At 68.5% G+C, this 26938-nt stretch carries 21 protein-coding genes and 3 tRNA genes; 15 read left to right on the forward strand and 9 right to left on the reverse strand.

Going from position 1 to position 26938, the window contains the following annotated elements; genetic code table 11:
• The first annotated feature begins 197 nt into the window (after positions 1-197).
• Genes QM595_RS17775 through QM595_RS17785 form a run of 3 tightly spaced genes read left to right on the forward strand, consistent with a single transcriptional unit; the run spans position 198 to position 4524 of the window.
• Positions 198-782 carry a TetR/AcrR family transcriptional regulator gene (locus QM595_RS17775; protein ID WP_415172915.1) on the forward strand — a complete coding sequence of 195 codons (585 nt, stop codon included), beginning with the start codon at positions 198-200 and terminating at the stop codon, positions 780-782.
• Positions 783-793: 11 nt separating this feature from the next.
• Entirely contained in the window at positions 794-2545 is a 1752-nt protein-coding gene (locus QM595_RS17780; protein WP_415172916.1) for an ABC transporter ATP-binding protein, read from the forward strand.
• Positions 2542-4524 (forward strand): ABC transporter ATP-binding protein, encoded by a 1983-nt coding sequence (locus QM595_RS17785; RefSeq protein ID WP_415172917.1) that lies wholly within the window; start codon positions 2542-2544, stop codon positions 4522-4524. Before QM595_RS17780 ends, QM595_RS17785 begins: the two co-directional genes overlap by 4 nt.
• 71 nt (positions 4525-4595) lie before the next feature.
• Here QM595_RS17785 and QM595_RS17790 read toward each other — a convergent pair whose 3' ends face one another.
• Entirely contained in the window at positions 4596-6614 is a 2019-nt protein-coding gene (locus tag QM595_RS17790; RefSeq protein WP_415172918.1) for a beta-propeller domain-containing protein, read from the reverse strand.
• Positions 6611-7120, reverse strand: a complete 510-nt coding sequence (locus QM595_RS17795; protein WP_415172919.1) for a SigE family RNA polymerase sigma factor — start codon at positions 7118-7120, stop codon at positions 6611-6613. The genes QM595_RS17790 and QM595_RS17795 overlap by 4 nt, the downstream gene beginning before the upstream one ends.
• Positions 7121-7317: 197 nt before the next feature.
• Between QM595_RS17795 and QM595_RS17800 the strand changes: the two genes are divergently transcribed.
• Positions 7318-8892, forward strand: a complete 1575-nt coding sequence (locus QM595_RS17800; RefSeq protein WP_415172920.1) for an MDR family MFS transporter — start codon at positions 7318-7320, stop codon at positions 8890-8892.
• A gap of 182 nt (positions 8893-9074) precedes the next feature.
• Positions 9075-9530 carry a MarR family winged helix-turn-helix transcriptional regulator gene (locus QM595_RS17805; RefSeq protein WP_415172921.1) on the forward strand — a complete coding sequence of 152 codons (456 nt, stop codon included), beginning with the start codon at positions 9075-9077 and terminating at the stop codon, positions 9528-9530.
• A gap of 39 nt (positions 9531-9569) precedes the next feature.
• On the opposite strand, the gene QM595_RS17810 is transcribed toward QM595_RS17805, so the two are convergent.
• Complete coding sequence (locus QM595_RS17810) at positions 9570-11153, reverse strand: glycoside hydrolase family 13 protein (protein WP_415172922.1); 1584 nt, start codon at positions 11151-11153, stop codon at positions 9570-9572.
• A gap of 75 nt (positions 11154-11228) precedes the next feature.
• Between QM595_RS17810 and QM595_RS17815 the strand changes: the two genes are divergently transcribed.
• The 4 genes from QM595_RS17815 (at position 11229) to QM595_RS17830 (ending at position 13983) form a co-directional block, all read left to right on the forward strand.
• Positions 11229-11918, forward strand: a complete 690-nt coding sequence (locus tag QM595_RS17815; protein WP_415172923.1) for a metal-dependent transcriptional regulator — start codon at positions 11229-11231, stop codon at positions 11916-11918.
• 24 nt (positions 11919-11942) lie between these two features.
• Positions 11943-12224: a DUF2277 domain-containing protein gene (locus tag QM595_RS17820; protein ID WP_415172924.1), complete on the forward strand. Its 282-nt coding sequence runs from the start codon at positions 11943-11945 to the stop codon at positions 12222-12224.
• Between the two features lie 114 nt (positions 12225-12338).
• Positions 12339-13745: a GAF domain-containing sensor histidine kinase gene (locus tag QM595_RS17825; protein WP_415172925.1), complete on the forward strand. Its 1407-nt coding sequence runs from the start codon at positions 12339-12341 to the stop codon at positions 13743-13745.
• 40 nt (positions 13746-13785) lie between these two features.
• Positions 13786-13983 (forward strand): D-alanyl-D-alanine carboxypeptidase family protein, encoded by a 198-nt coding sequence (locus tag QM595_RS17830; RefSeq protein WP_415172926.1) that lies wholly within the window; start codon positions 13786-13788, stop codon positions 13981-13983.
• A gap of 45 nt (positions 13984-14028) precedes the next feature.
• On the opposite strand, the gene QM595_RS17835 is transcribed toward QM595_RS17830, so the two are convergent.
• Positions 14029-14102 (reverse strand) — tRNA-Phe (locus QM595_RS17835).
• Positions 14103-14247: 145 nt separating this feature from the next.
• On the opposite strand from QM595_RS17835, the gene QM595_RS17840 reads away from it, so the two are divergent.
• Positions 14248-14320, forward strand: a tRNA-Glu gene (locus tag QM595_RS17840).
• A gap of 38 nt (positions 14321-14358) precedes the next feature.
• Here the strand turns inward: QM595_RS17840 and QM595_RS17845 are convergent.
• Positions 14359-15909 carry a recombinase family protein gene (locus QM595_RS17845; RefSeq protein ID WP_415172927.1) on the reverse strand — a complete coding sequence of 517 codons (1551 nt, stop codon included), beginning with the start codon at positions 15907-15909 and terminating at the stop codon, positions 14359-14361.
• Between the two features lie 319 nt (positions 15910-16228).
• On the opposite strand from QM595_RS17845, the gene QM595_RS17850 reads away from it, so the two are divergent.
• Positions 16229-16546, forward strand: coding sequence for a helix-turn-helix domain-containing protein (locus QM595_RS17850; protein ID WP_415172928.1), 318 nt, complete (start codon positions 16229-16231; stop codon positions 16544-16546).
• Between the two features lie 217 nt (positions 16547-16763).
• Here the strand turns inward: QM595_RS17850 and QM595_RS17855 are convergent, their stop codons facing one another.
• Positions 16764-19745: an Eco57I restriction-modification methylase domain-containing protein gene (locus QM595_RS17855; protein ID WP_415172929.1), complete on the reverse strand. Its 2982-nt coding sequence runs from the start codon at positions 19743-19745 to the stop codon at positions 16764-16766.
• A gap of 98 nt (positions 19746-19843) precedes the next feature.
• On the opposite strand from QM595_RS17855, the gene QM595_RS17860 reads away from it, so the two are divergent.
• A complete protein-coding gene (locus QM595_RS17860; RefSeq protein WP_415172930.1) occupies positions 19844-21448 on the forward strand; it encodes an N-6 DNA methylase in 1605 nt (534 codons plus the stop codon).
• A 974-nt stretch (positions 21449-22422) separates the two neighbouring features.
• Here QM595_RS17860 and QM595_RS17865 read toward each other — a convergent pair.
• Positions 22423-22491: a hypothetical protein gene (locus QM595_RS17865; protein ID WP_415172954.1), complete on the reverse strand. Its 69-nt coding sequence runs from the start codon at positions 22489-22491 to the stop codon at positions 22423-22425.
• A 68-nt stretch (positions 22492-22559) separates the two neighbouring features.
• Between QM595_RS17865 and QM595_RS17870 the strand changes: the two genes are divergently transcribed.
• The gene (locus tag QM595_RS17870) at positions 22560-24557 is read left to right on the forward strand and encodes an ATP-binding protein (protein ID WP_415172931.1); all 1998 of its coding nucleotides are present in this window, start codon (positions 22560-22562) and stop codon (positions 24555-24557) included.
• A gap of 4 nt (positions 24558-24561) precedes the next feature.
• On the opposite strand, the gene QM595_RS17875 is transcribed toward QM595_RS17870, so the two are convergent.
• A complete protein-coding gene (locus QM595_RS17875; RefSeq protein ID WP_415172955.1) occupies positions 24562-24750 on the reverse strand; it encodes an IS66 family transposase in 189 nt (62 codons plus the stop codon).
• A 647-nt stretch (positions 24751-25397) separates the two neighbouring features.
• Here QM595_RS17875 and QM595_RS17880 point away from each other — a divergent pair.
• Positions 25398-25471, forward strand: a tRNA-Asp gene (locus QM595_RS17880).
• A gap of 187 nt (positions 25472-25658) precedes the next feature.
• Complete coding sequence (locus QM595_RS17885; protein WP_415172932.1) at positions 25659-26009, forward strand: metallopeptidase family protein; 351 nt, start codon at positions 25659-25661, stop codon at positions 26007-26009.
• A 2-nt stretch (positions 26010-26011) separates the two neighbouring features.
• Here the strand turns inward: QM595_RS17885 and QM595_RS17890 are convergent, their stop codons facing one another.
• Positions 26012-26935 (reverse strand): ATP-binding protein, encoded by a 924-nt coding sequence (locus QM595_RS17890; RefSeq protein ID WP_415172933.1) that lies wholly within the window; start codon positions 26933-26935, stop codon positions 26012-26014.
• Positions 26936-26938 lie beyond the last annotated feature (3 nt).

Raw genomic sequence — 26938 nt, forward strand, 5'->3', positions numbered from 1 at the left:
AGGCACACCCATCGCGGCGTTGGCGCCGCTCGGAAGACGCCCGGTATGCCGTCGCGACGCCGCCTTGCGCTGCGCGCACCTGGATCCACGCATACCCCCCACGAACTTCCAGAGACGACCACTAGCGTGGTCGTGACCCGGACCGCCGACCTCGTCGCCACTTGTGAGTGAGTGCTCACTCATTTAATGTGGCTGACATGGACCGACGACGAGTGCGCGCCCGGCCGCTGACCCCGCAGGAGCGGCGTGAGGCGCTGATCGACGCCACCCTGCCGCTGCTCTACGCCCACGGCCGTGCGATCACCACCAAGCTGATCGCCGAGACGGCGGGGGTCGCCGAGGGCACCATCTTCCGGGTCTTCGACTCCAAGGACGAGCTCATCGACGCGGCCGTCGAGCGGGCGTTCGCGCCGGGCGAGATGCTGGCTCGGATCGAGGAGATCGACCCCGAGGCGCCGCTGCGGGAGAAGCTGCTCAAGCTGGCGGCGATCCTGCAACAGCGGTTCCGGGCCATCTTCGGGCTGATGCGCACCCTCGGCCAGATGGGGCCGCCCAAGCATCTCCTCGACGAGGACGGGCGGGCCGCGGTCGAGCAGACCCGCGCCGCCATGGTCGCGCTGATCGCCGCCGACGCGTGGCGACTGTCGGTGACCCCCGAGATGCTCGTCCACATGCTGCGGATGCTGACCTTCGCGGGCAGCAACGAGCAGATCGCCGACGGTCAGCTGCTCACCCCCGAGCAGATCGTCGACACTCTCCTCAACGGCGTACAGAAGATATAGAGGGCTCGCCCATGCTCATCAGGGTCCTGCGGACCTTCCTGGCCCCCTACAAGGGCCTGCTGGCCGGCATCGTCGCGCTGCAGTTCGTCAGCGCTGCAGCGATGCTCTACCTGCCGGCGCTCAACGCCGACATCATCGACGGCGGCATCGCCGCCGGCGACACCGGCTACATCGTGCGGACCGGCGCGCTGATGCTGGGCGTCACCCTGGCCCAGTCGCTGTGCTCGGTCTGCGCGGTGTGGCTCTCGTCGCGCTCGTCGATGTCGTTCGGCCGCGACCTGCGCGCCGCGCTGTTCCACAAGGTCGGCTCGTTCAGTGCCTACGAGGTGGGTAAGTTCGGGGCGCCGAGCCTGATCACCCGCACCACCAACGACGTGCAGCAGGTGCAGATGCTCGCCTACATGTCCTGCACCATGGCGGTCACCATCCCGATCATGATGGTCGGCTCGGTGCTGATGGCGCTGCACCAGGACGCGCAGATGTCGTGGCTCTTCGCCGCCGTCATCCCCGCGCTCTTCCTCGCCGTCGGCCTGATCGTGAGCCGGATGGTGCCCAGCTTCCGGCTGGTGCAGCGCCGCCTCGACCGGGTCAACCAGGTGCTGCGCGAGCAGATCCAGGGCATCCGGGTGGTCCGGGCGTTCGTCCGCGAGCCGCAGGAGCGAGCCCGCTTCGAGAAGGCCAACGACGAGCTCACCGACGTCTCGCTGAAGGCCGGCCGGTGGATGGCCACGCTGTTCCCGGTGATGATGATCGTCGTCAACGTCGCCAGCGTCGGCGTGATCTGGTTCGGCGGCCACCGGGTCGACCAGGGCCTGATGGAGGTCGGCCCGCTCACCGCATTCCTGTCCTATCTGATGCAGGTGATGATGGCGGTGATGATGGGCACCTTCATGCTGATGATGGTGCCCCGCGCCAGCGTCTGCGCCGACCGCATCGCCGAGGTGCTCGACACCGAGCCGACGGTGGTGCCGCCGACTGCGGGCGTCACCGCCTCGGAGCAGCGCGGCCTGCTGGAGTTCGACGGCGTCGACTTCACCTATCCCGGCGCCGAGCAGCCGGTGCTCACCGGCCTCGACTTCGCCGCCCATGCCGGCCAGACGCTGGCCGTGATCGGCTCTACCGGCGCCGGCAAGTCCACCCTGGTCAACCTGGTGCCCCGGCTCTTCGACGCCACCGACGGGGTGGTGCGGGTCGACGGCGTCGACGTCCGCGACTGGGATCCCGACGGGCTCGGCGTCCGGCTCGGCCTGGTGCCGCAGCGGGCGTTCCTGTTCTCCGGCACGATCCGCTCCAACATGAAGCACGGCCGCCCGGACGCGACCGACGAGGAGATCTGGCACGCCCTGGAGGTGGCGCAGGCCCGCGACTTCGTGTCGGCCCTCGGCCAGGAAGACGGGCAGAGCGGCCTGGACGCCCCGGTGGTGCAGGGCGGTACCAACTTCTCCGGCGGCCAGCGGCAGCGTCTGGCCATCGCCCGCGCGCTGGTACGACGCCCCGAGATCTACCTCTTCGACGACTCCTTCTCCGCGCTCGACCTGGCGACCGACGCCCGGCTGAGAGCGGCGCTGAGACCGGAGACCCGGGACGCGCTCGTGGTCATCGTGGCCCAGCGCGTCTCCACCATCCGCGATGCCGACTTGATCCTGGTGCTCGAGGACGGCCGGGTCGTCGGCCGTGGCACCCACGAGGAGTTGCTGGCCGACAACCCGACGTACCAGGAGATCGTCACGTCTCAGCTGAGCGCGGACGAGGCGGCAGCATGAGCGACACGACACCCAAGGGAAACTTGAAGGCCACCGAGCGCATCCAGCGCCCGATGGGGCCTGGCGCGATGGGCGGCATGGTCGGCAGCAAGCCGATGCAGTTCGGGCCGTCCGCCCGCAGGCTGCTCGGCCGGCTCACGCCACGGCGGCTGACGGCGCTGGCGGTGGTCGGCTTCGCTCTCGTCAGCGTCGTCCTCAACTCGCTCGGGCCGCGGTTCCTCGGCCATGCCACCGACCGGGTCTTCAGCGGCGCCCTCGGCCGCACCCTGCCGGCCGGCTCGACGGTGGATCAGGTGGTGCAGGGACTGCGCGATCAGGGACAGGACCGGCTCGCCGACGTCGTCGCCGGCATGGACCACCTGATCCCGGGCCAGGGCGTCGACTTCGGCGCCGTGGGCCAGCTCCTCGGCATCGTGCTGGCGCTCTACGTCGTGGCCAACCTCTTCGCGTGGGTGCAGGGCCAGTTGCTCAACCGGCTGGTCAACGGCACCGTCCGCGACCTGCGCGCCGACGTCGAGGCGAAGATCGACCGGCTGCCGTTGGAGTACTTCGACGCCCAGCCGCGCGGCGAGATCCTCAGCCGCGTCACCAACGACATCGACAACATCAGCCAGTCGCTGCAGCAGACCATGAGCCAGCTGCTGACCGCGGTCGTCACCGTCGTCTCGATCCTGGTGATGATGCTGTGGATCAGCCCGCTGCTCGCCCTCATCGCGATCGTCTCGGTGCCGATCTCGATGACCGTCGCCAACCTGGTGATGAAGCGGTCGCAGGGCCAGTTCGTGGCGCAATGGCGTCGTACCGGCCAGCTCAACGCCCATATCGAGGAGACCTTCTCGGGCCACGACCTGGTGCGGGTCTTCGGCCGGCAGCGGGAGGTCGAGGAGACCTTCGCCGAGCACAACGAGGCGCTGTTCCGGGCCGGCTTCAAGGCGCAGTTCGCCTCCGGGCTGGTGATGCCGATCATGATGTTCATCGGCAATATCAACTTCATCCTGGTCGCGGTCGTCGGCGGCCTGCGGGTTGCCCACGGCGCGCTGACCATCGGCGAGGTGCAGGCGTTCATCCAGTACAGCCGGCAGTTCAACATGCCCATCACCCAGATCGCCTCGATGCTCACCCTGCTGCAGTCCGGGGTCGCGTCCGCAGAGCGGGTCTTCGAGCTGCTCGATGCGCCGGAGCAGGTGCCCGACGCGCATGGCTCGCTGCCCGCCGTGCCTCAGGGCGGGCGCAGTGGCGAGGTGCGCTTCGAGCACGTCTCGTTCTCCTACGACAAGAAACGGCCGCTCATCTCCGACCTGTCGCTGCTGGCCCGGCCGGGCCAGACGGTGGCGATCGTGGGGCCGACGGGCGCCGGCAAGACGACCCTGGTCAACCTGATCATGCGGTTCTACGAGCTCGACGGCGGCCGCATCATGCTCGACGGCGTCGACATCGCCTCGGTGCCGCGCGCCCAGCTGCGGGCGCAGACCGGCATGGTGCTGCAGGACACCTGGCTCTTCGAGGGGACCATCCGCGACAACATCCTCTACGGCCGTCCCGACGCGACCGAGGAGGAGCTGCTGGCGGCCGCCCGGGCGACCTTCGTGGACCGGTTCGTGCACTCGCTGCCCGACGGCTACGACACCGTCGTCGACGCCGAGGGCGGCTCGCTCTCGGCCGGCGAGCGGCAGCTGCTCACCATCTGCCGGGCCTTCATCGCCCAGCCGGCGCTGCTGATCCTCGACGAGGCCACGTCGTCGGTCGACACCCGCACCGAGCTGCTGCTCCAGCACGCCATGGCGGCGTTGCGCACGGACCGGACCTCGTTCGTCATCGCCCACCGGCTCTCCACCATCCGCGACGCCGACCTGATCCTGGTGATGGAGGAGGGCGCGATCGTCGAGCAGGGCACCCACGACGAGCTGCTCGCCGCCGAGGGCCCCTACGCCCGGCTCTACGAGAGCCAGTTCGCCGCGCCCGAGGAGTCGGCCGCCTGAGCGGCGGGCACCTGACGTTCTGCACGGTTTCATCGGCGTGTCGCGTGCAGAACGTCAGGTGCCCGGGCAGGTCACAGCTCCAGGAAGCTCACGTCGTCGCCGGTGACGAGCACGACCCGGTCGTCGGGGAGGCCGAGGGTGCGGACCTCGCTCACGTCGATGCCATGGCCGACCTCGACCTCGCGGTTGGTCAGCTTGCCGTGGGCGATGGTGACGATCGAGAGGTAGCCGGCGTTGCCGCGCTGGACCACGGTCAGCACCGCCCGGTGCGCCGGCAGCCAGGTGAACGCCCGGGGGTCCTGGCCGGCCAGCGTGGTGGACTGCTTCCCGTAGTCGAGTACGTCGAGCTGCTTGACGTCGGACAGGTCGGTGACGTCGAAGAGACCCAGCTGGCCGCGGCTCCAGTCGGCCTGGCCGACGCCCACGAGGCGGTCCGGACCGAGCGGGTGCAGGTAGGAGGAGAAGCCGGGGATCTTCAGCTCCGAGAGCAGCGTCGGGTGGGCGGGATCGGTCAGCGAGACGGCGTACAGCGGGTCCATCTGCCGATAGGTCACCAGGATCGCGAGGTCGTCGAACCAGCGCACGGACTGGATCTGCTCGTTCTTGCCGAGGCCGTCGACCCGGCCAGCCTCGACCAGTTCGTCGCCGTCGCGGCGGAAGGTGACGACGGCGTTGTCGTTGCCGGTCCGCGTCGACGGTCCGAGCGCCGCCCGCAGCGTGCCGTCGGCGTAGTCCATCGACCAGCGGTCGGCGATGGTGCCGTCGACCTGCCCGCTGGCGACATGGGTGGCGTCGAGGCCGTCGAGCGCGAAGTCGAAGAGGTACGACGTCCCGGTCACCTGGGAGCTTCCGGCACAGCCCCAGCAGTCCAGCCAGATGGTGCTGGGGCTGGCGGCCAGGAAGAGCTGATCGGTGCTCTCGTAGGCGATGGTGGTGGCGGCGGCCAGCCCGATCGCGGAAGGCCTCGCCGGCGCGGAGACGTCGAAGCCGACCACGCTGACGGTGTCGACGCCGAGGTCGTCGTCGGGGGTCGCGACCCGGTCGCAGTCGAGCAGCTGCTGGGGTCCGCTGCCGTCGTCGTAGGTCGGCAGCCAGTCCTCGACGCTGGAGTCCTCGACCTTGCGCCGGTTGGTCTCCAGCGCGGTCTTCTCCCCGGTCTCCTCGGCAGGCTGCACGAAGTCGAGGTCGGGCAGGCCGGCGGAGAGGGTCAGCCGGACCACGTCGCCGTGCTGACGTGCCGCCAGCAGGTCGCTGGAGTAGGCGACGTCGGCGGTGACCGACGGCGCGGCCGGGTCGGCGATGTCGATGGTCAGCACCCGGGTGCCGGTCGGGCCGTTGCCGTGGTTGGCGCCGGTGGCGTCGCCGCCGAGGGCGACCACGGTGTCGCCGTCGAGCAGCAGCTCGGGGTCGGTGATGCGCGGCAGGTCGAGTCTCGCCAGCTGCGCGGGCTCGGGGCCGGTGACGTCGTAGAGCACCAGGTCACCACGCCGCACCCGGACCAGCAGCGAGCCGTCGGTCTTGACCGTGTCGGGCTCGTCGACGCCGGCCTCCTGGACGTTGGTGCCGGTGTCGCTGGCGGTCACCCGGCTGGTCGTCGGCCCGGCTGGACCTGCCGCTCCGGCCTGCGGGCGCACGGCCGCGAATCCGGAGTCGAGCGACCCCGAGGCCAGCGGGACCGACCCTGACCCACCGACGTCCCAGCCCCAGGCGGTGACATGCCCGAGGGAGCGGTCGACGTAGGACTGTCGCAGTTCCTCGCACGAGCCCGCCGCGGTGAGCCCGGTCGTGAACGCCACCGGGCTGGCGTCGCCGGCCGGGACACCGGCATCGGATCCGCCGGCATCGGATCCGCCGGCGTCGGACGTGCCGGCGTCGGACGTGCCGGGGGAGGCGGTCGGCGAGCCGGGACCGGCGACCAGCGTCCCCGCCACGAACGCGCCGGCGATCGCCGCGACCCCGCCGGCGGTGAGCAGCGGCCGCAGCACCACCCGCCGCCGGTCGGCGACGGCGCGGCGCCCCGCGCGCAGGATCTCCTGGGTGGGAGCGGGGCCGGCCGGGAGGTCGTCCCAGAGCCGTTCGAGCTTGGTCATGACACGTCTCCGGTGAGGTCGAGGAGGTGGCGGTCGGCGGCGAGCCGGGCCAGCGAGCGGGACAGCCGGCTCTTGACGGTGCCGGGGGAGATGCCGAGCGCGGCGGCGGTCTGCGCCTCGCTGAGCTGGACGAAGTAGCGCAGTACGACGACATCGCGGTTGGGCTTGGTGAGGCCGTCGAGGGCGCGGTGCACGGCGTCGGCGGTCGCCACCGCCTCGGTGCGGTCGGCGACCGGGGAGTCGGCGACGGGCAGGTCGGCCCGCCGCCTCCACCACGACTGCCGTCGGGTGTCCCGCAGGCAGTTGAGCAGCATCCGGTAGACGTAGGCGTCGCGGTTGTCGGCCCCGGCCACCTTCTCCCAGCCGGCGTAGCAGCGCACCAGGGTGGTCTGCGCGATGTCCTCGGCGTCGTGCGGGGACGCGCCGAGGAAGACCGCGGCGCGCACCAGCGTCTGCCACCGCGACTCGACATAGGCGGCGTACTCCGCCTCGGCTGTGAGGTCCACGACCCTATGACGTGGCCATGATGCTGCTGGGTTCCCTCAGCGCGTCATCCGGGCTGGTCACCGCTCACATTTGGGCACGTGGACCGACCGGGAATATAGTTGCCCTAAGCAAACATTTACCTGGATGTACCTCGTCCGAACCCAAACGAAGTGAGCACTCTGTGACCCAGGACGTCTCGGTGGCTGACTCAGCCCCTATGACACACAAGGAGATCCTCGAGGCACTCTCGGGTCTCCTCATCGCGATGTTCGTCGCGATCCTCTCCAGCACCGTCGTGACCAATGCGCTGCCGCGCATCGTCGCCGACCTGCACGGCACCCAGACCGGCTACACCTGGGTGCTCGTCGCCACCATGCTCGCCATGACGGCGACCACCCCGATCTGGGGCAAGCTGGCCGACCTCTTCTCCAAGAAGCTGCTGGTGCAGATCGCACTGGTGGTCTACGTCGCCGGCTCGGCGCTCGCCGGACTCGCGCAGTCGATGTCCTGGCTGATCGGCGCCCGGGTCGTCACCGGCCTCGGCGTCGGCGGCGTGATGGCACTGATCCAGATCATCATCGGCTCGATGGTGTCGCCGCGTGAGCGCGGCCGCTACTCCGGCTATATCGGCGCCTCCTTCGGCCTGGCCACCCTCGCCGGCCCGCTCGTCGGCGGCGTCATCGTCGACAGCCCGCTCGGCTGGCGCGGCTGCTTCTACGTCGGCCTGCCGTTCGCCATCGCCGCCTTCGCGGTGCTGCAGACCAAGCTGCACCTGCCGACCGTCAAGCGCGAGGTCAAGATCGACTATCTCGGCGCCACCCTGATCATGGGCGGCGTCAGCCTGCTGCTCATCTGGGTCTCGCTGGCCGGCCAGCAGTTCGACTGGGTCTCCGCCACCACCGCCTGGATGGTCATCGGCGGCCTCGCCGTGCTCGCCGCGGCGGTCTTCGTCGAGGCCAGGGTCGCGGCCCAGCCGATCATCCCGCTGGAGCTCTTCAAGGACCGCACCATCAGCCTGGCCACGATCGCGGCGATCCTGGTCGGCGTCGTCCTGCTCGCCGGCACGACCTTCCTCTCGGAGTTCTTCCAGACCGCGCGCGGGATGAGCCCGACCCACGCCGGCCTGATGTCGTTGACGATGGTCGTCGGCCTGATGGGCACCAGCATCGTCTCCGGCCGACTGATCAGTGCCACCGGCCGTTGGAAGATCTGGCTGGTCGCCGGCATGGCCGACCTGGCGGTCGGCACCGTGCTGCTCTCGACCATCGACCACACCACGTCGCTGTGGCTGATCGGCCTCTACATGTTCATCCTCGGCCTCGGCCTGGGCGCCACCCAGCAGAACCTCATCCTGTCGGTGCAGAACAACGTCGACCAGGCCAACATCGGCGCCGCCAGCTCGGTGGTCAACTTCTTCCGGACCCTCGGTGGTGCGATCGGCGTCAGCGCCTTCGGCGCCGTCCTCTCCCACCAGGTCGCCAGCCACGTCGAGGACGGCATCCCGGGGCTGATCCAGAGCGGCCAGATCACCGCGGCGCAGGCCGGCGCCCTCGGGCACGGTGACGTGCCGGCGGTGGCCTCGCTGCCCGACGCGCTGCGCGAGCTCTACGAGGGCGCCTTCGGCGACGCGACCGGTCACATCTTCCTGTTCGGCATCCCGTGCGCGGTGCTGGCGCTCGTCGTCGTCGCGCTGATCAAGGAGACGAGGCTGCGCACCACCCTGGACAAGATCGAGGAGCCGGAGCTCGACCTGGAGCTGGCCGCCGAGCTCGGGGTGGGCGAGAAGCTGTGAGCGAGCTTGCGAGCGAACCGATGGCGCCACAGCGGCCACGAGCGGAGCGAGGGGCGTCGCTGTGAGCGAGCTTGCGAGCGAACCGATGGCGCCACAGCGGCCACGAGCGGAGCGAGGGGCGTCGCTGTGAGGAGCCCGCTACGTTCCTCGCTCCTCCCGCGGACAACGTCGCGGGGCCCCGCGTGACGACAGTGAGCGCGGTGGGCCGCCCGGAGGCGCTGCAGAGCATCGAGGACGAGATGTGGGTCGTCATCCGGCGCGTCAAGCGAGTGATCGGCGAGCGGGCCCGGGCGGTCCACCCGGAGCTGCAGCGGGCGTCGTACGTCGTGCTCACCTGGCTCGCCGAGCACGGCCCGGTCCGGGCCTCGGCCGTCGCGGAGGCGTTCGAGGTGGACAAGGGCTCGCTCAGCCGCCAGCTCCAGCACCTGCAGGAGCTGGGGCTGGTGGACCGGGAGCCCGACCCCGAGGACGGCCGGGCCGCGCTGCTCTCCATCAGCGAGGAGGCGGTACGCCGGCTCGCGGCCGTCGCCGCCGAGCGGCGGGTGCTGCTCGACCGGAGACTGGCCGACTGGACCGCCGAGGAGCTGCTGTCGCTGGCGGCGCAGCTGCGCCGCTACAACGACTCCCTCGGCAGCTGACCTCCCGTGCGCGAGCCGCCGTGAGGGCCGTGCGAGAGGTCAGCGCAGCCAGACCGCGGTGTCGGCGGGCAGCGTGTCGGCGACCGGCCCGCTGGCGAGGACGACCTCGCCGGCCGGCATCGGCACCGGCGCCTCGCCGCAGTTGAGGACCACGGTGAGGGCGCCACGCCGGAACGCCAGCACCTCGGCGCCGAGGTCGAGCAGCTCGACGGCGTCGGGCTCGGCGGCGGCAAGCTTGCGACGGGCGGCGAGCGCCTCGCGGTAGAGCTCCAGCGTCGAGCCGGCCACGCCGTCCTCGGCGGCCACGGTCCTCCTCGCCCAGTCGGAGGGCTGCGGCAGCCACGGCTGGCCGGTCCCCGGGCCGAAGCCGTAGGGCGGCCGGTCGCCGCTCCACGGGATCGGGACCCGGCAGCCGTCGCGGCTGGAGCGGCCGGTGCGCACCCAGGCGGGGTCCTGCCGGTGCTCGGGCGCCACGTCGACCTCCTCCAGTCCCAGCTCCTCACCTTGGTAGAGATAGGCCGAGCCGGGCAGCGCCAGCATCGTCACCGTGGCGGCCCGGGCGCGAGCCAGGCCGACCGGCCCGCCGCCGTACCGGGTGACGTGACGGACCACGTCGTGGTTGCTGAGCACCCAGGTCGGTGCCGCGTCGTCGAGCGCCTGCAGGGTGCTGGTGACGACTCCGGCGAAGGCCTCGGCCGACCACGGCGCCAGCAGCCAGGCGAAGTTGAACGCCTGGTGCATCTCGTCGGGGCGGACGTAGCGGGCGAGCGAGGCCGCCGTCTGGGTCCACGCCTCGGCCACCAACATGCGATCGCCGTCGTACTCCGAGAGCACCCGCCGCCAGCGCCGGTAGACGTCGTGCACCTCGGGCTGGTCCCACATCGGCTCGTCACGGGGCAGGCCGCCCATCATGGACTCCCCGGCCGAGGCGCCGCTGGTCGGCTCCTCGCCCTCGGCGAGGATCTGGTCGCGCAGCGACTCCTCCTTGAGCAGGCCGTGGGCGACGTCGACCCGGAACCCGTCGACGCCGCGGTCGAGCCAGAACCGCAGCACGTCCTCGAACATGTCGCCGACCTCGGGGTTGCGCCAGTCCAGGTCGGGCTGGGTGCGGTCGAAGAGGTGGAGATACCACTGGCCGTCGGGAACGCGTTCCCACGCCGGCCCGCCGAAGACCGAGCTCCAGTTGTTCGGCGGCTCCTCGCCGTTCGGGCCGCGGCCGTCGCGGAAGACGTAACGTGCCCGCTCGGGGGAGCCCGGCGCGGCCGCCAGCGCCGCCTGGAACCAGTCGTGCTGGTCCGAGGTGTGGTTGGGCACCAGGTCGACGATCACCCGCAGCCCGAGCTGGTGGGACCGGGCGATCAGCTCGTCGGCGTCGGCCAGGGTGCCGAACAGCGGGTCGATGTCGCGATAGTCGGCGACGTCGTACCCGTGGTCGTGCTGCGGCGAGGTGTAGAACGGCGAGATCCACAGGGCGTCCACGCCGAGATCGCGCAGATGGGTGAGCCGCGAGGTGATGCCGGGCAGGTCGCCGATGCCGTCGCCATTGGCGTCGGAGAAGCTGCGAGGGTAGACCTGATAGACGACGGCGTGGCGCCACCAAGGCGCGGACGACTCGGCATTCACGCGCTCAGCCTAAGGGCGTGTCGCCCAGGTCCTCGCGACGGCGCCGACTTGGGCGACACGCCTTAGGATGGTCCCGTGAGCGACCTGATCGACACCACCGAGATGTACCTCCGGACCATCTACGAGCTGGTCGAGGAGGGCATCACCCCGCTGCGCGCCCGGATCGCCGAGCGCCTGCACCAGAGCGGCCCGACGGTCTCGCAGACCGTGGCCCGGATGGAGCGCGACGGGCTGGTGACTGTCGAGGGCGACCGCCACCTGCAGCTGACCGATCAGGGCCTGGCACTGGCCACCAGGGTGATGCGCAAGCACCGGCTCGCGGAGCGGCTGCTCACCGACGTGATCGGGCTCGACTGGGAGCTCGTCCACGAGGAGGCGTGCCGCTGGGAGCACGTCATGTCCGAGACCGTCGAGAAGCGGCTGCTGGCCCTGCTCGGCAACCCCGTTGAGTCGCCGTACGGCAACCCGATCCCCGGCCTCGACGAGCTCGGCTCCGAGGAGATCGGCGAGGACTTCATGGACGGCGTCGAGCCGCTGTCCAAGGTCGCGACGGCCGTCAAGGGCGAGGTGCTGGTCCGGCGGATCTCCGAAGAGATGCAGAAGGACGAGGCGCTGATGAGCGCGCTGCGCCGCGTCGGCGCCCGACCGGACAAGACCATCTCGGTGGTCGCGACCGACGAGGGCGTGCTGCTCGGCTCCGGCGGCGAGACCGCCGAGATCTACCTCGACGCGGCCGAGCACATCTTCGTCAAGCGACTGCTCTGACCAGCTCCTCAAGGAAGTCGCCGCATGTGCCGGAACATCCGCCCACTCAACAACTTCGAGCCGCCGGCGACCTCTGAGGAGGTGGCCGCCGCCGCGCTGCAATACGTCCGCAAGGTCAGCGGCACTACCAAGCCGTCGCTGGCCAACCAGGCCGCCTTCGACCGCGCCGTCGCCGAGATCGCGCACATCACCCAGCACCTCCTCGACGACCTGGTCACCACCGCCCCACCGAAGAGCCGCGAGGTCGAGGCGGCCAAGGCCAGGAGGCGCCGCCTCCCTCGCGCCGAGGCCCGCTACGCCCGCTGACCGACCCTTCGGAGAGTCCCGGCATGGCCCGTTCGGGTCATGTCCGCCGCCGGTCGGCCGCACCCTCCCGCCGACCCTTGGGATGGCCCGCGCCGCCGCCTAGCCTGCTTGATCGTGGAGGCAGCGCATCGCAGGGTCGAACGAGACTCCTCGACCCTGCTCGCCGCGGTCACCGACATCGCCGCCGGGGACGACCTCGACACCGTGCTGCGCCGGGTGGCCGCGACCGCCTGCCGACTGCTGCGGGCGGAGTACGCCGTCGTCACCACGCTCGACGACGACGCGGTCGCGGACCTGGTCAGCCATGGCGACCCGCCCGACGATCTGCCGGCACCGCGCGGCGGACCGACCGGGCCCGCCCGGCTGACCGTGCCGCTGGAGTACGACGGCCACCTGGTCGGCCGGATCCACGTCGGCCCCGCGCCGGACGACGCCGAGCTCCTCGCCCGGCTCGCCACTGCGGTCGCCCCGGTGGTCGACCGCGCCCGCGCACTCGACCTCAGCGAGCGGCGGCGTGCCTGGCAGCAGGCCACCGCTGCCGTCACGACCGCGCTCGCGCCGGCGCGCGACCTGGCCGACGCCCTCGACGCTTTGGTCGCCACCCTGCACCAGGTGACCGGCGCCGGCCGGGTGGCCGCGCTGCACCGCGACAGTCACGCCGAGCTCGCGGTGGCCGGCACCGATCCGGCCCTCGACCTCACCGAGCGGCTTGCGGCCGTCGCCGGCATCGTCCGGGTGGCGCAAGGAGACAGCGCCACGCTGATCGTGCCGCTGCCGACCGAGCGGGCACCCGTCGGCGTACTCCTGCTGCAGCGGGCCGGCTCCTGGGCGGTGCTGCGCGGCCTGGAGCGGGAGCTGCTCGTCTCGTTCGCCGGTCAGGTCGGCGCCGCCCTCGACCGAGCCCGGACCGCCGCTGCACGCGAGGGGCGGGTCCTCGCCGGCGAGCGGGACCGGATCGCCCGCGACCTGCACGACCTGGTCGTGCAGCGGCTCTACGCGGTCGGGATGAGGTTGCAGGGCGCCCGCCGCGACCCGGCCCGGCTCGACGACGTCGTCGGGAGCGCCGTCACCGAGCTCGACCAGGTGATCCGCGACCTGCGCGCCACCATCTTCGAGCTCGGCCATGGCGGCGGGCTGTCGCTGCGTGAGGAGGTTCGCGCCCTGGTCGGGGAGTACGCCGGCGTGCTCGGCTTCGTGCCGTCGCTGCGTCACACCGGCCCGGTCGACGCCGCGCTGAGCGCCGAGGCCGCCGGGCAGGTGCTGCTGACCCTGCGGGAGGCGCTCTCCAATATCGCCCGCCACGCCGGTGCCGGCAGCGCCCGGATCGAGCTCACCGCGTCCCGGGAGTGGTTCATGCTCCGGGTCGTCGACGACGGCACCGGCCTGCCGACGGCCCTCGGCCATGGCAGCGGGCTGGCCAACGCCCGCCACCGCGCCGACAAGCTCGGTGGCGTCATGCGGCTCGGCCCCGCCCACCCCCGGGGCACCAGCCTGGCCTGGCTGATCCCGGCCTCCCGCTGACCCGCGCTCAGCCGACACTCGGCTCGGCGGCCGAGCCGACATGCACGCTCGCGAGGAACCGCAGCATGGTCTCGCGCGACCAGCCGGCGCTGTCTCCGCCCGGCCCGGCTACAGCGAGCACCAGACCGGCCTCGCCGTCGACCTCCAGCCCCTCGACGGCAGCTGTGCTCTCGACCCGTGCTTCGCCCGAACCGAGGGCGGCCACTGGCTGGCCGCGCACGCCCGCGAGTTCGGCTGAGATGCGAGAAGCCCCCGGGCGAACTGCCGGGGGCTCTCGTGGCGGTGGCCAGGGGCGGGGTCGAACCGCCGACCTACCGATTTTCAGTCGGTCGCTCGTACCAACTGAGCTACCTGGCCGGGCCGAGGGGAGAGACTACCGGAATCCGGGCCACGCCCACGAATCGAGGCAGAGCGTGGAGTGTGAGGCGCGCCAGGTACGCCTCAGACTCCAGAACCGCTTTGGGCGAGGCACGCGGCCACCCCTAGACTGATCCAGCTTGAGGCCCCCTTCGTCTAGCGGCCCAGGACCCCGCCCTTTCACGGCGGTAGCGCCGGTTCGAATCCGGTAGGGGGTACAGAGGTGTCGCTATTAAAAGCGGCACTAACGCTGTGCTCAGTTGCTTCTTGGTGAGTTTCCGCTGGCCAGCGAGTTGTAGGGCTCGTTGAGCTCGATCCTGACCTGCGTCGACTCGGCGCCAAGCAGGACTCGCGCGAAGAGAGCCTGGTTGAGTTGTCTGCGGAGCATCGGGGCAGCCTGCTGGTAGGTCTCGTGGACGTCTTGGAGCAGATCGAGCGCCTCGCGCATCTGCTGCTCAAGATCCGCGAGTCTGGTCGCGGCGGTCCCCCGCTCACGGTCGTTGCGGGCACGCTCGGTCTTGAGTCGCTGCTGATCCTTCTCGAACAGAGTCCTGGGAATCGCTTCGGCGTGGTAGGCATCCAGTAGCCGGACCTGCTGCTTCTCGATGCTGCTGGCCTCCGCGTCGAGTTGGTCGACTCGTTCTGCGGCTTGCGCTTCTTCTCGACGCTGTCTTGCGAGCGCGATCTGCTCGATCCCCTTACGCTGCTCCGTGCTCAGGGCGATGGCGCGGTAGCAGTCGGAGACGCGTTGCTCAACCTGGGCGATCGGGAGCGCCTTGCGTTGGGCGCAGTCGTTGTTGCCGCCACGGTGGCAGACGAAGTAGTCGTAGACGGTGCCGTTCCTGCCGCGACTGTGCTGCTCGATCAGTCGGCGCCCGCATTCGATGCAGTAGACGGTGCCCTTGAGGTAGTGGTCGTGGGTGCGAGAGCGTTCCCCGTTGCGCCGCGTGGCGAGCACATCTTGTACGGCGGTCCAGGTCGCCTCGTCGACGAGCGGTTCGTGGGAGCCAGCATGCTTGGCTCCGGCGAGGGTGACGACCCCGACGTAGTACGGGTTGCGGAGCAGATAGTGCACGGCACGCAAGGTCAGCGGTCCTGACGGAGTGTTCGGGCCGGGTCTCGTGGTGACGCCGCGCTCGTTGAGTTCGGCGGCGATCTGGTTGATGCTCCACTCGGCGGTGGCGTACGCCTCGAACGCCCAGGCGACATGTGGACCACGTTCAGGGTCGATGACGATGGTGCGGACCTCGCGGCCGTCGTGATCGCGGAACTGCTGGTTGAGATACCCCAGCGGCGCACGGCCGGGGGTTCCTCCCTGGATGGCCTTCTGTCGCATCCCTTTCATCACCTCGGTGGCCAGGTTCTGTGAGTAGAACTCAGCGATCGAAGCCATGATCCCATGCAGCAACCGCCCCGACGGGCTGCTGCTGATCGCCTCGGTCGTCGACACCAGGTGCGCACCGGTTGCCAGGATCTGGTTGGTCAGTGCGGCGTCGTCGGCCCGGTTGCGCGCGAGCCTGTCGATCTTGTGGACGATCACGAAGTTCACCGGGCTGCTCTCGATGTAGTCCAGCATCCGCTTCAACTCAGGTCGCTCCAATGATCTTCCTGACCGGCCGCGCTCGACGAACTCTGCCGCCACGAGCGCGCCCATCTCCATCGCCCGCCGTCGGCACGCCTCCCGTTGAGCCGGGATCGACAGCCCTTCCGGCTCGCCTCCCACTTGGGCTTGCCGGTTGGTCGAGACCCGCAGGTAGGAGACTGCGCGTAGCGGGGACAGGGACTCGTTGACGCTCGGGATAGACATCCTGAGAACGATTCCGAGAGTCCGGGGTGCACCTACCCGTCGGCCCGTAGATTGCGGAGGTCTCGCGAGACTCACGCCAGAAGCGGGGACGTGGTACTCCGCACGGATATTGAGCCAACCCCCAGACTTCGGTCTGGGGGCGCCTTCTTCTTATGTGGTCTCGGTCGCCGTAGAGCGCCAGTGGTGTCACGTTGCACCGGTTTGCATCTGAGTCGGATGCAAACCGGTCGTCCGTGACACTCCCGGCCTGGCGGCCCCGCCCGTTCGAGTATGAACAGATAGATTTCTAAGTGTTCACTTGTCGCGGTATGGTGGGTGCATGAACCTCGCGCTTCGCCTCACCCCGGCCGACTTGGCTGATCGCAAGAGCGCCACCAAGTCTGTCCTCGCGTTCCTGCGAGAGGCAGAGAAGGTGGGAGCGTCGGTCAAGCTGTCGGCAGAGGCGCCGTTCTTGACGCCAGAGGAAATGGCGAAGCAGCTCGGCCTCTCGCGCCCGACCATCTCCCGTCGCATCAAGGCCGGCGACCTGAAGGCCGTCAAGGTCGGCAACCGGAACCGGATCCCTCTGCCTGAGTTCGAGCGATTCCGCGCCGCCTACCTCGACGAACTGGCCAGCGCCCTCGCTGACGACTTCTAAGAGATCGGATGACTCTGGTCCATTTGGATGCGAACGTCCTGGTCCCGTCCTACACGCGCACACTGCTCATGATGGCGGCGCCATTGTCGGACTTCACCGTCATCTGGAGCATGCACGCCGAGGCCCCGAAGCGACTTACAACGCACTCAAGCGGTAGGGGATGACCTTCCGGTCTCCGAGCCAGCGACGCAGGAAGCCGCGATCGGCGGAATAGCGCTCAGTCGCCGACTATCGCGACCATGTCATCCGCATCCAGGCCGTAGGCCGCCGAGATCACCTCGTTGACCTTGCCGCGAAGCACCTGGACGCGGCCGGTGAGCGTGGTGTGTATCGCTGCGTCTTGCTCGGTGCGGAGTTGCACCACGATGTTCTGCATCTCGGTCACTGCCGCCTCGATCTCACTCTGCGCGGCAGCGTCCAGATCAGGCACCGGAACGGCTGCCATGAACGCCTTGCGATGGACGACGTAGGAGCCTCGGTACAGCCGTCCTCGGGACGCCACGAATGCATCGACGGCGGGATGCGACAGGATCGCCTGGACAACGGAGATGGAGTACGGACAGGCAGCATCTGGTCGCACCAAGTAATACGGACCACCGTCACCACCACCAGGAGTAACCAGCCCCTCGGTGTCCAGCATGTACTGCGGTGCGAGCGACAGCACCCTCACGATCAGCTTCGGGTCATCGAGCTTCGTCAGTGACTGTGACCGCCCATATGCCCAGAATCTGGCACCCGGATCAGGAGTCACGGATCGGCCTTGGAGTGCACCGCGATGTGCCGTCAGGTAGTCGAGCGCCTTCGGGAACCGCGCTCGCATCGTCGCTTCGTCGTACACCGTGGCGGTGCCGCGTGTGCGACCAGCAGCAGGCGGCTGCACGTCATACGGGAAGATCGCGTAGGCGTCAGGCACCGGATCACGGCCATAAGGCTCGAAGGTCCGGTCACGAACCGCAGGCCGCAAGATGGCCTGCTCCACCTCACGGAGCACGCCACTGCGATCCGTGAAGCGCGCGATCTGGCTGTCAGACCTGTTGGGGTCTGGCTTCACGAAGAAAACGTCATCGGCTGAGGTCTGGACACCAACAAAGATGTTCACCCAGCCGGCATCACCAAGCTTGGCGATCCCGGCTTGTTCCATCTTCTCGAAGACCTTCGTCCTGGCCTCGTCAGCAATCGGCCACGGATCACCCGTCAGAGCGGAGCGTTCCACCTGGACCACCGACGATGCGCTCGTATCGTGCCAGCCTTCAAGGTCACCCACGATCTCGAACTCCGCCGGATCGGCCACGGCAGGTCCTGCGAAGACCAACGCGGTGTAGGTTTGACGTCCCTCAAAGACCTGCTGCTCCCCGAAGTGCACCAGGCGGCGGAGGCGTGGACCGAGCACTCGCCGCATGGTGCTCGCTGGGAGCAGGTTGGTGAATCGGTTGGGCACGATGTAGGCGAGGTGGCCGGCGTCGGACAAGAACTGGAACGCCCGCTCGACGAACAACTGGTAGACATCGAAGTTGTGGGACTGAGCCGACTCGTAGTGGCTCCGAGCGTCCTGGAAGTACGCGAGTTGGTCGGGCATGAACTCTGCCAGCACTTGGATGCGCACATACGGCGGGTTGCCCACGATGAGGCTGAAGCCACCGGCCCGCAGAACGGAAGCGAACGACGCCCGCAGGTCGAGCGGTGCTGCGGCGGCTCTCCGCTCAGGGATGGCTGCCGCAACCGGAACCACGGTGTCGAAGTCCGGCTCCACCAGCGAGTTGCCGACCAGCAGGTTGCTCGACAGGTCTGGCAGCAGGTTCCGGGCGCGGTTGGTATCTACCACCTCATCGCCCAGCACGGCCAGCAGCAGGCTGAGCTTGGCGACCTCAACCGCCGCACCGTCAATGTCGACGCCATAGAGGTGGTTCCTGACGAGCGCAGCCCGCTCAGCGAGCCCGACTGTTCGACCGGCACGTTCCTCTGCCTCGATGAGTCGGTCAAGAATCTCGATGAGGAAGGGACCGGAACCCATCGACAAATCGAGCGCCTTGAAGTCCACGGGAACCGGCTGCCCAGGACCGAGCTGCGGATCCAGACCACCGGTGGTCAGTGAGGCCACGACCCATCCGGGTGTTGCCACGATGCCACCTGCGTGGGTCAGTTCCGGCTTGGGCGTGAGCACCACTCGCCGAGAACCGTCCACCTCGACCCGTTCAGCGAGGTACTGCTCGTAGACCTCCGCCAGGATGTCCGGCCGCAGGACGCCGAAGGCGAACTGGCTCCGGGGCCAGTACATCTCGCGCACCACAGAGCGGAGCACGGTGGACGAGAGCGTGGTCGTCGTGAGCACGTCGAACAGCCCTGCGTTGAAGGCGCGGTCGGCATCCCGGAAGGCGTCGAGGAGCTTGTCGTCCTCGGCCGACTTCAAGAGCGCCTCGTACTGCCCGATATTGCGGTCCTCGCAGACACGAAGGAACAGCAGGGCGTTCAGTAACCGCTGGGTGCGGCGCCCCACTTCGGCGGCCGACAGACCCACATTCTGCGCGGCGATGTCGCTGGCCAGCCACAGCCGCCACTTCTTGAACTGTGCCAGGAACGACTGGTCGAACGGTGACGTCCCACGCGGCGGCTCTGTGTAGGAGTAGAGGTCGTAATAGCGCGGGGAGGTCACTGACTCATAGGAGACGCGCTCCCAGAGGTCATCGAAGCGACTGACGTACTCCTCCACAGTGAAACGTCCGCCCGGCACAACCGCAACATCAGGACCATCGCCGTCCTGCGGCGCGATCGTGGCGTCGAACACCACCGTCTGTGCGACGTTGGTGAGCACGGCTGCCGGAAGCGACAGCGACCAGCCGTAGGTCCGCGCCTGGCGGGCAGGGCCAGCCGCAGTCGACAGCCTGACCGACGGCTTCTTCGCCTCGACTGGGAGTCGGTCGCGACCGTTCTGCCGCAGCCGGTAGTCGGGGCGACCTCCTTCGTCGCTCTCGTTCAGCTCCCGCTCCAGCACGACGTCACGGAGCACCTGAGGCTGGCTGTCCTCGTTGCTGACGTCCCACCCGAGGATGCGGAGGAAGCGGTCGATCCACTCGCTCCGGGCCTCGAGTTCGGTGTAAGGCGACCCATGCGCTTCCAGGTCGGCTGCGTGCCGCTGATAGTCCACGACGAACACCGCCATCGCGAGGCGGGCTTCTTCTTTGGTGTAGCGGACGAACGGCACGCCCCAACCCTAGGGAAGCGTCCCGACAGTCCCTTCATAGACGCGCCCTACGGCCCCGTTGTCCGATCTTGTCGGGCCTCTGAGCGAAGATAGAGCGCATGGTGAAGTTCGCGGCGAAGGCAGCACCTGAGGGTGACAAGCTCCGAGGGGGCTACTACACACCGCAACCCATCGCTCAGTTCGTTGCCGAGTGGGCGACCCAGGCAGGCCCCCACGTTCTCGAGCCGTCCTGTGGTGACGGAGCCATTCTGCGGGAGTTGACGAGTGTCCTCGGCACCGGCGATGTGACCGCCGTCGAGCTTATCCTAGGCGAGGCGGCTAAGGCCGAGGAAGCCTCCGGGGCGGCGGTCGAGGTCTCGGACTTCTTCGGCTGGTTCACGCCTGACCGACGAGGTTCCTTCGATGCTGTAGCCGGCAATCCGCCGTACATCCGTTTCGGCTCTTGGGACGAATCCTCGCGCGAGCCCGCACTCGACCTGATGCGGAGCGTCGGGATGCGCCCGACGAAGCTCACCAACGCCTGGGTGCCCTTCGTCGTTGCCTCCGTACTCGCGGTGCGTCCCGGTGGCCGAGTTGCGCTGGTCCTCCCAGCGGAACTGCTGCAGGTTGGCTACGCCGCCGCGCTCCGCTCGTACCTCGTGGACAACTGCTCCTCAGTCACCATCGTGTCGTTCCAGCGGTTGGTCTTCCCCGGCATCCTGCAGGAGGTTGTCCTGCTCCTTGCCGAGCGCGGCGACGGGCCCGCCGAAATCCGAACAGTTGAAGTCCCGGATGCGTCCCACCTCGATGACTTCCACGCCTCGAAGAAGCCCGCTGCTCGGGCACACCTCCATGAGTCGGAGAAGTGGACCAAGTACTACCTGGACACCGATGCCATCGCGCTACTCCGGACGGTCCGCACCGATGGTCGACTCCTGCCGCTGGAACGCTTCGCCGAGGTTGACGTGGGGGTCGTCACCGGGCGCAACTCGTTCTTCTGCCTCACGGCCGCCGAAGCGGCAGCTCGGAAGGTCGAACGCTTCACCATGCCGCTCGTCGCCCGGAGCATGCAGGTCCCGGCGCTGAGCTTCACGGCGTCAGACCTGGTAGAGCAAGACACCACCGAGGCGCGGACTCGGCTGCTCAGCGTGCCGTCAGACGTCAACCTCAAGCGCGCAGCGCCACTGACCCGCTACCTGGCAGAGGGCGAGGCCGAGGGGGTACCCGACGGCTACAAGTGCCGCATCCGCCGAAACTGGTGGGAAGTCCCGTCCACCTGGGTCCCCGACGGCTTCATGCTGCGGCAGATCAGCACGCATCCGCGACTCATCGCGAACAAGGCGGGAGCGACCAGCACTGACACCGTGCACCGCGTTCGAGTTGCCCCGAGTGTAGACATGGAGCGCCTGGCGGTCGGCGCCTTCAACTCGGTGACGTTCGCGCTGGCAGAGGTACTCGGGCGCAGCTACGGCGGCGGCATCCTTGAATTAGAGCCGAGCGAGTCGGGACACCTTCCCGTACCCGATCCGGCGCTGGTGCCCGACACCCTGCACCAGAAGGTCGACGAACTGGTGCGGGAACGTCGCTTCGATGATGCACTCGACCTCGTCGACCAGGTCGTATTGGTCGAAGCGCTCGGCTTCAGCGAAGACGAAGTGACCGCGCTCCGACAGGTCTGGGAGCAGCTTCGCGACCGACGCACGAGGCGCTCCAAGCGCAAGTAGCACGCCGAGAATGTCGGCCCCACTTGCGACAATAGATGCGTGAAGTTCAAGCGCCGCAACCTCGAAGCCCTGGCGGAACTCGTCGTGGGCAACGTGGGTCGAGATGACCCTGCGAACCACGACGAGGCGCGGTACTTCGCGTATCGCTCCAGCATGTACATCACGGAGTTCTTCCAGGAACTGGAGACCGACTACCAGCATGACGGCTCCACCCGACACCGCTGGGTTGCCGATGTCCTGGATGAGATGCTGGCCGAGCCTCACGACGGCCCGAACCACCCACCGGAGGTCTTCTGTCGCCTCATCGACCAGCTCATGAGCCCCGCCGACCGGCTCAACGAAGGACCGGACCGTCCCCGTGCGCTGGCGCAGCTCAACGAGGTGCTCGGACGCGAAGGCTTCGAGGCGTTCTACGGCGAGGACAACCACTGCTACCTCCGCCACGTTGGCACCCAGACCGTGACGGTGCTGGCTGCCAACCCGCACCGACCGTTCAGTAAGCAAGAACTCGAGCGACGACATCTCCTGGCTGCCTACCTCGACCGGTGCAGCGAGGACGAACTCATCGAGGAAGTGCTGCTGCCGCTCTTCCGGCAACTCGGGTACCACCGCATCACGGCAGCCGGGCACAAGGACAAGGCGTTGGAGTATGGCAAGGACATCTGGATGCGCTACACCTTGCCGACCCAGCACATTCTCTACTTCGGCATCCAGGCGAAGAAGGGCAAGCTCGACGCCTCGGGCGTCACCAAGGCGGGCAATGCCAATATGGCCGAGATTCACAACCAGGCGCTCATGATGTTGGCGCACGAGATCTTCGATCCCGAGACGAACCGCCGTGTCCTCGTCGATCACGCCTTCATCGTGGCCGGCGGGGAGATAACGAAGGCAGCGCGGAACTGGCTCGGCAACGCCCTCGACGCCACCAAGCGCAGCCAGATCATGTTCATGGATCGCGACGACATCCTGAACCTCTATGTGGTCGCCAGCCTGCCGCTGCCCGACGCGGCCCTGCCGGCTCCGCTTGCCAGTTCGTGGGGCACGACAGAGGAACCGCCGTTCTAAGCCGGGCCTGAACAGCTTCGTCGGACCCTCCCCCTAGAGTCGCTCTATGGCCGAGTTGCACCTGACCGCTGACGACGATCACGTTGAACGGCTCGCCCATGAGAACGACCCGGTGCGGGCCGTGGTCGAACTCATCTGGAACGCTATCGACGCTGAGGCAACGACAGTGACCGTCGAACTGGAACACGACGAGTTCGACGCGATCACGAAGACCGTCGTCACCGACGATGGCCACGGCATCGACCGCGATGAGTTGGAGTCCACCTTCGGACGCATCGGCGGTTCCTGGAAGCGCCTGGCATCTAAGACCAAGAACGGCAAGCGCGGGCTCCACGGTGAGCGTGGCGAGGGACGTCTCCGTGCCTTCGCGCTCGGTAACCGCGTCTCCTGGGTCAGCCACAGCGTGGACACAGCCGGTGTCCTGCAGCGCATCGAGGTCAAAGGCAGCACCGACCACCGGCATGTCTTCCAATGGGACGCTCAGCCAACGTCGGATCATGCTACCGGCACAGTCGTCAACGCCCTCAACGAGAGCCAGAAGTCGCTCGGTGCCCTTGAGGCCGAGGGCTCGCTGGCCGTCCTGCTGTCGCACTTCGCACCCGCACTCCTCAACGAGTCAGGCCTGTCGATCTCGTACAACGGCAGCACGCTCGATCCAGACGACCAAATCGTGCGCAGTGACACGGTCGACCTGCCGTTCACCGACGAGGACGGAGGCACGCACCAGGCGAGCCTCCAGATCATCGAGTGGAAGGGTGGCAAGCACCGCGCCATCTACTACGGCCAGGACGCCGAGCACTTCGTTCATGAGGAGTCAGCCAAGGACGTTGAGCCGCAGTTCCAGTACTCCGCCTATGTGACATGGGACGGCCTGGACCACGATGCGCTGTCCGTCATAGGTCTGGGCGACATGGCAGGCGGCGCTGTCGGCGCCCTGTGGACTGCGGCCCGCGAGGGCATCCACCAGCACTTCACGAACCGCCGCCGTGAGCGCCGCAAGGAGCAACTCGACAAGTGGAAGAAGGACAAGGTCTATCCCTACGAGGGAGAAGCCGCCACCGAGACGGAAAAGGCGGAACGCGCCGTCTTCGACATTGTCTCTGGCGCGCTGGCTGGTCAGCTCACCGGCCGGAGTAAGGACTCCACCAAGGTTGTGCTGAACCTGTTGCAGACTGCCGTCCGGCAAGACCCGGAGAACCTCGCCACGATCTTCCACGAGGTAGCAGCACTCAACCAGACCGACCGCGACACCCTGACCAAGCTGCTCGGCGAGACGACGCTGCCCGCGATTATCAAGGCGGCAAATGTGGTGACCAGCCGCAACAAGTTCCTGGCAGGGTTGGAGCGCCTCATCTTCCCGCCCGAGGGCGCGGACACCATCAAAGAGCGCGACCACCTTCACCCGATGCTCGAACGCGAACTGTGGGTGTTCGGCGAGGCGTACCACCTCATGAGCAGCGAGCGTGGCCTGACCGAGATGCTGCGCACCCACCTCAAGCTCGAAGGACTCCCGACCAAAGGCGTTGAGCCCGTCACCCGATGGGACGGCAAGGGTGGCCGACTCGACCTGCACCTCGCAGTGAAGATGCAGGAGTTCGACATCACGAGACACCTGGTGGTCGAACTCAAAGCGCCCGAGATCACGCTCGGGCGAAAGGAACTGGATCAGGTTGAGGACTACGCCAACACGGTGCTACAGAACGCCGCCTTCGCCTCGGAGAAGGCGACCTGGGACTTCATCCTCGTCGGCACGGGCTACGATCAAGTGGTCGAGAATCGCTTCAGCGAGGGCACCCGAGCCGAAGGACTCGTGCTGTCACCCGAAGCCAAGAACGGACGGCCTCGCGTCCGGGTCTACGTTCGGAAGTGGCGTGACATCATCGACGAGAACCGCGGACGGCTGCGCTTCATGACCAGCAACCTGGAACACGACCCGAGCCTCGAAGAAGGACTAAGCCACATCCGCGAGCAGTACGGGGATCTGTTGCCGAGCGGAATCAAGGTCGAGGAGTCTGCGACCGAGACGGATCTAGCCCGCACGTAACTGGTCAGCAGGCTCGGCAGAACGCGATGATGTGTTCGGGCAGCCAAGGGCTGCCGGCGGCGAGTTTGGTGAGGGGCGTCGAAGTGGGTGAGTCCGTGTTCGGCCCGGTCACGGTCCGCATGGTCCCCGATATTTTCTGGCGGAGCATTCTCATCCGGATCTCGCGCTCGGCGGCGTTGTTGTCGAAGGGGATTCGGGGGTGAAGGCGAGGCGTCGTCGGCGCCCTCTCCGGGCGGCCAGCCTAGGACGCGAGGGCCCTACCGATCGTTCGAGGACTGACACCCAGCCGCCGGGCGATCTCGGTTTTCGCCAAGCCGCCCGAGTCGAGGCGCTGGGCCTGAGCTACTTGAGTTGGTGTCAGCACGGTTCTCCGTGGGCCCAACCTGCGGCGCAGGTGCTTGTTGACTGTCGCGGGGTGGATGCCGAAGCGGTCGGCCAACTCGTCCTTGCTCTCTCCCGCTGAGTGGCGAGCGAGCAGGTCGTCGACTTGGGCAAGTGTCAGCCGGGTTTGAATTGTCCCGATTTCGCGCACGAGCCTGCCGGGAGGAGGGTTTCCTGGCCCCTCGGAGGGCAGCCGCGTCGCACGCGAATAGGCCCATGACCTGCGTGAATGCACCGCATGGAGTACCTGCGGAGGGTTTGAGAACTGTCGCGTTGGGGGTACGGGGTAGATGTCCTGCTGGTCGGCACGGAGTCACTCTTCGGAGCGTGACAGGTGATTGATCCGTGCTTGCGTCATCCACCCGAGTCATGAGTCGAGCGCACCGGCGGCGGCGCGGATTGGGATTCCGGTGAGCGGTTGGGCTAGAGTTCCCTCGCTCCGGGCAACTGGAGCGAGATGGCCCCGTAGCGCAGTTGGTTAGCGCGCCGCCCTGTCACGGCGGAGGCCGCGGGTTCGAGTCCCGTCGGGGTCGCCGGAGGCGAGAGACGAGGCGGTTCACCAAGGTGAGCCACCTCGCCTTCCTTGTTCTGCGGGGAGCGGCGGGCGCGCTGTGGGAATCGACCGGCCGGCGCGATGGGTGGTTGCGGCATGACGACTTTCGGCATCGGAGCGGGCATCGCGGAGGGCAACCGGCTGCCGTAGGTCCGTAGGCTGGGCCCGTGCCGATCGACGTCTCGCCCGAGCGGTTCGACGAGCTCGTCGACGACGCCCTCGACGCGATCCCCGACGAGCTCGCGCGACTGGTCAGCAACCTCGTCGTACTGGTCGAGGAGGAGCCGCCGGCGGGGGAGCCCGACGACCTGCTCGGCCTGTACGACGGCCGGGGACTGGTCCACGACATGTACGGCGGCGACCTGCCAGCCCGGATTCTCGTCTTCCGCGGCCCGCTGCTCGACTTCTGCGAGACCGAGGAGCAACTCGTCGACGAGGTCCGGATCACCGTGGTCCACGAGCTGGCCCACCACTTCGGCATCGACGAGGCCAAGCTGCATCAGCTCGGCTGGGGGTGAGGTCAGGCGAGCTTGTCGCGGACCGACCCGCGGCCGGTCCAGCGCATCGGCTCCTGGCCGGCGGCCTGGCGGATGTACTCCCCGAGGAACCACCGCTGGAAGTCGCGCTGCTCCGGGGTGCGCGCCAGTGAGAGCAGCCGCTCGTCGCGGCAGAACTCGTCGGCGAGGTCGAGCAGCTCCAGGAAGTGCTGCAGCGTGGCGGCGGCGTGGCGCGGCATCCGCACCGTGAAGTCGGCGGTGGTCGACCCCTCCAGCGGCGCCTCGACGAACTCGGTCAGGCCGATGCCGTCGCGCAGCTCCAGCTCCAGGGCGGTGAACAGATCGGAGAGGTCGTCGGCCAGGGGGTAGTCGGCGGCGTGCGCCAGGGCGAGCAGCCGCACCTCGCGACGCAGCTCGCGGAAGTGCGACTGGAAGCCGACGTAGAGCTGCAAGGGCACCCCGAGGATCACCACGTCGACGGGGTCGTCGATCTCGTGCTCCTCGACGGGAGCGAGCACGGTGAGGATGCCGGGCACGCCGTCGTCGGTGATGTCGAGCGCAGGCTCGAACCACACCACCTTGCCGTCGGCCTCGATCTCGGCGCCCCAGGCCGCGGCCGCCCGCGAGACGATCGACAGGCCCCGCCCGAAGGTCAGCAGCAGCTCGTCGTCGTGGTCCATCGCCAGCGGCGCCGGCAGCAGTGGCTGCTCCACCGAGGCGTCGCGCACCTCGACACGCGGGTGCTCGCGGGTGCCCCGCACCCGCACCTGGATCGGGTCGGCACCGTGCAGCAGCGCATTGGAGACCAGCTCCGAGACGCCCAGCTCGGCGCACTCGCTCAGATCCTCGCGGCCGATCTCGCGGCAGATGCGGACGACCCAGCGTCGGGCGTCCTGCACCCCCCTCGGACCGAGACCGAGGGTGAGGGCCGGCCTGCTGAGCGGCACTGT

Source organism: Nocardioides sp. (assembly GCF_047607185.1).
Taxonomy (GTDB): Bacteria; Actinomycetota; Actinomycetes; order Propionibacteriales; family Nocardioidaceae; genus Nocardioides.

Coding starts and splice junctions, on each gene's coding strand:
- QM595_RS17775 (WP_415172915.1), top strand. CDS start 198: ATGGACCGACGACGAGTGCGCGCCCGGCCGCTGACCCCGCAGGAGCGG.
- QM595_RS17780 (WP_415172916.1), top strand. CDS start 794: ATGCTCATCAGGGTCCTGCGGACCTTCCTGGCCCCCTACAAGGGCCTG.
- QM595_RS17785 (WP_415172917.1), top strand. CDS start 2,542: ATGAGCGACACGACACCCAAGGGAAACTTGAAGGCCACCGAGCGCATC.
- QM595_RS17790 (WP_415172918.1), bottom strand. CDS start 6,614: ATGACCAAGCTCGAACGGCTCTGGGACGACCTCCCGGCCGGCCCCGCT.
- QM595_RS17800 (WP_415172920.1), top strand. CDS start 7,318: ATGACACACAAGGAGATCCTCGAGGCACTCTCGGGTCTCCTCATCGCG.
- QM595_RS17820 (WP_415172924.1), top strand. CDS start 11,943: ATGTGCCGGAACATCCGCCCACTCAACAACTTCGAGCCGCCGGCGACC.
- QM595_RS17830 (WP_415172926.1), top strand. CDS start 13,786: ATGCACGCTCGCGAGGAACCGCAGCATGGTCTCGCGCGACCAGCCGGC.
- QM595_RS17845 (WP_415172927.1), bottom strand. CDS start 15,909: ATGTCTATCCCGAGCGTCAACGAGTCCCTGTCCCCGCTACGCGCAGTC.
- QM595_RS17850 (WP_415172928.1), top strand. CDS start 16,229: ATGAACCTCGCGCTTCGCCTCACCCCGGCCGACTTGGCTGATCGCAAG.
- QM595_RS17860 (WP_415172930.1), top strand. CDS start 19,844: ATGGTGAAGTTCGCGGCGAAGGCAGCACCTGAGGGTGACAAGCTCCGA.
- QM595_RS17870 (WP_415172931.1), top strand. CDS start 22,560: ATGGCCGAGTTGCACCTGACCGCTGACGACGATCACGTTGAACGGCTC.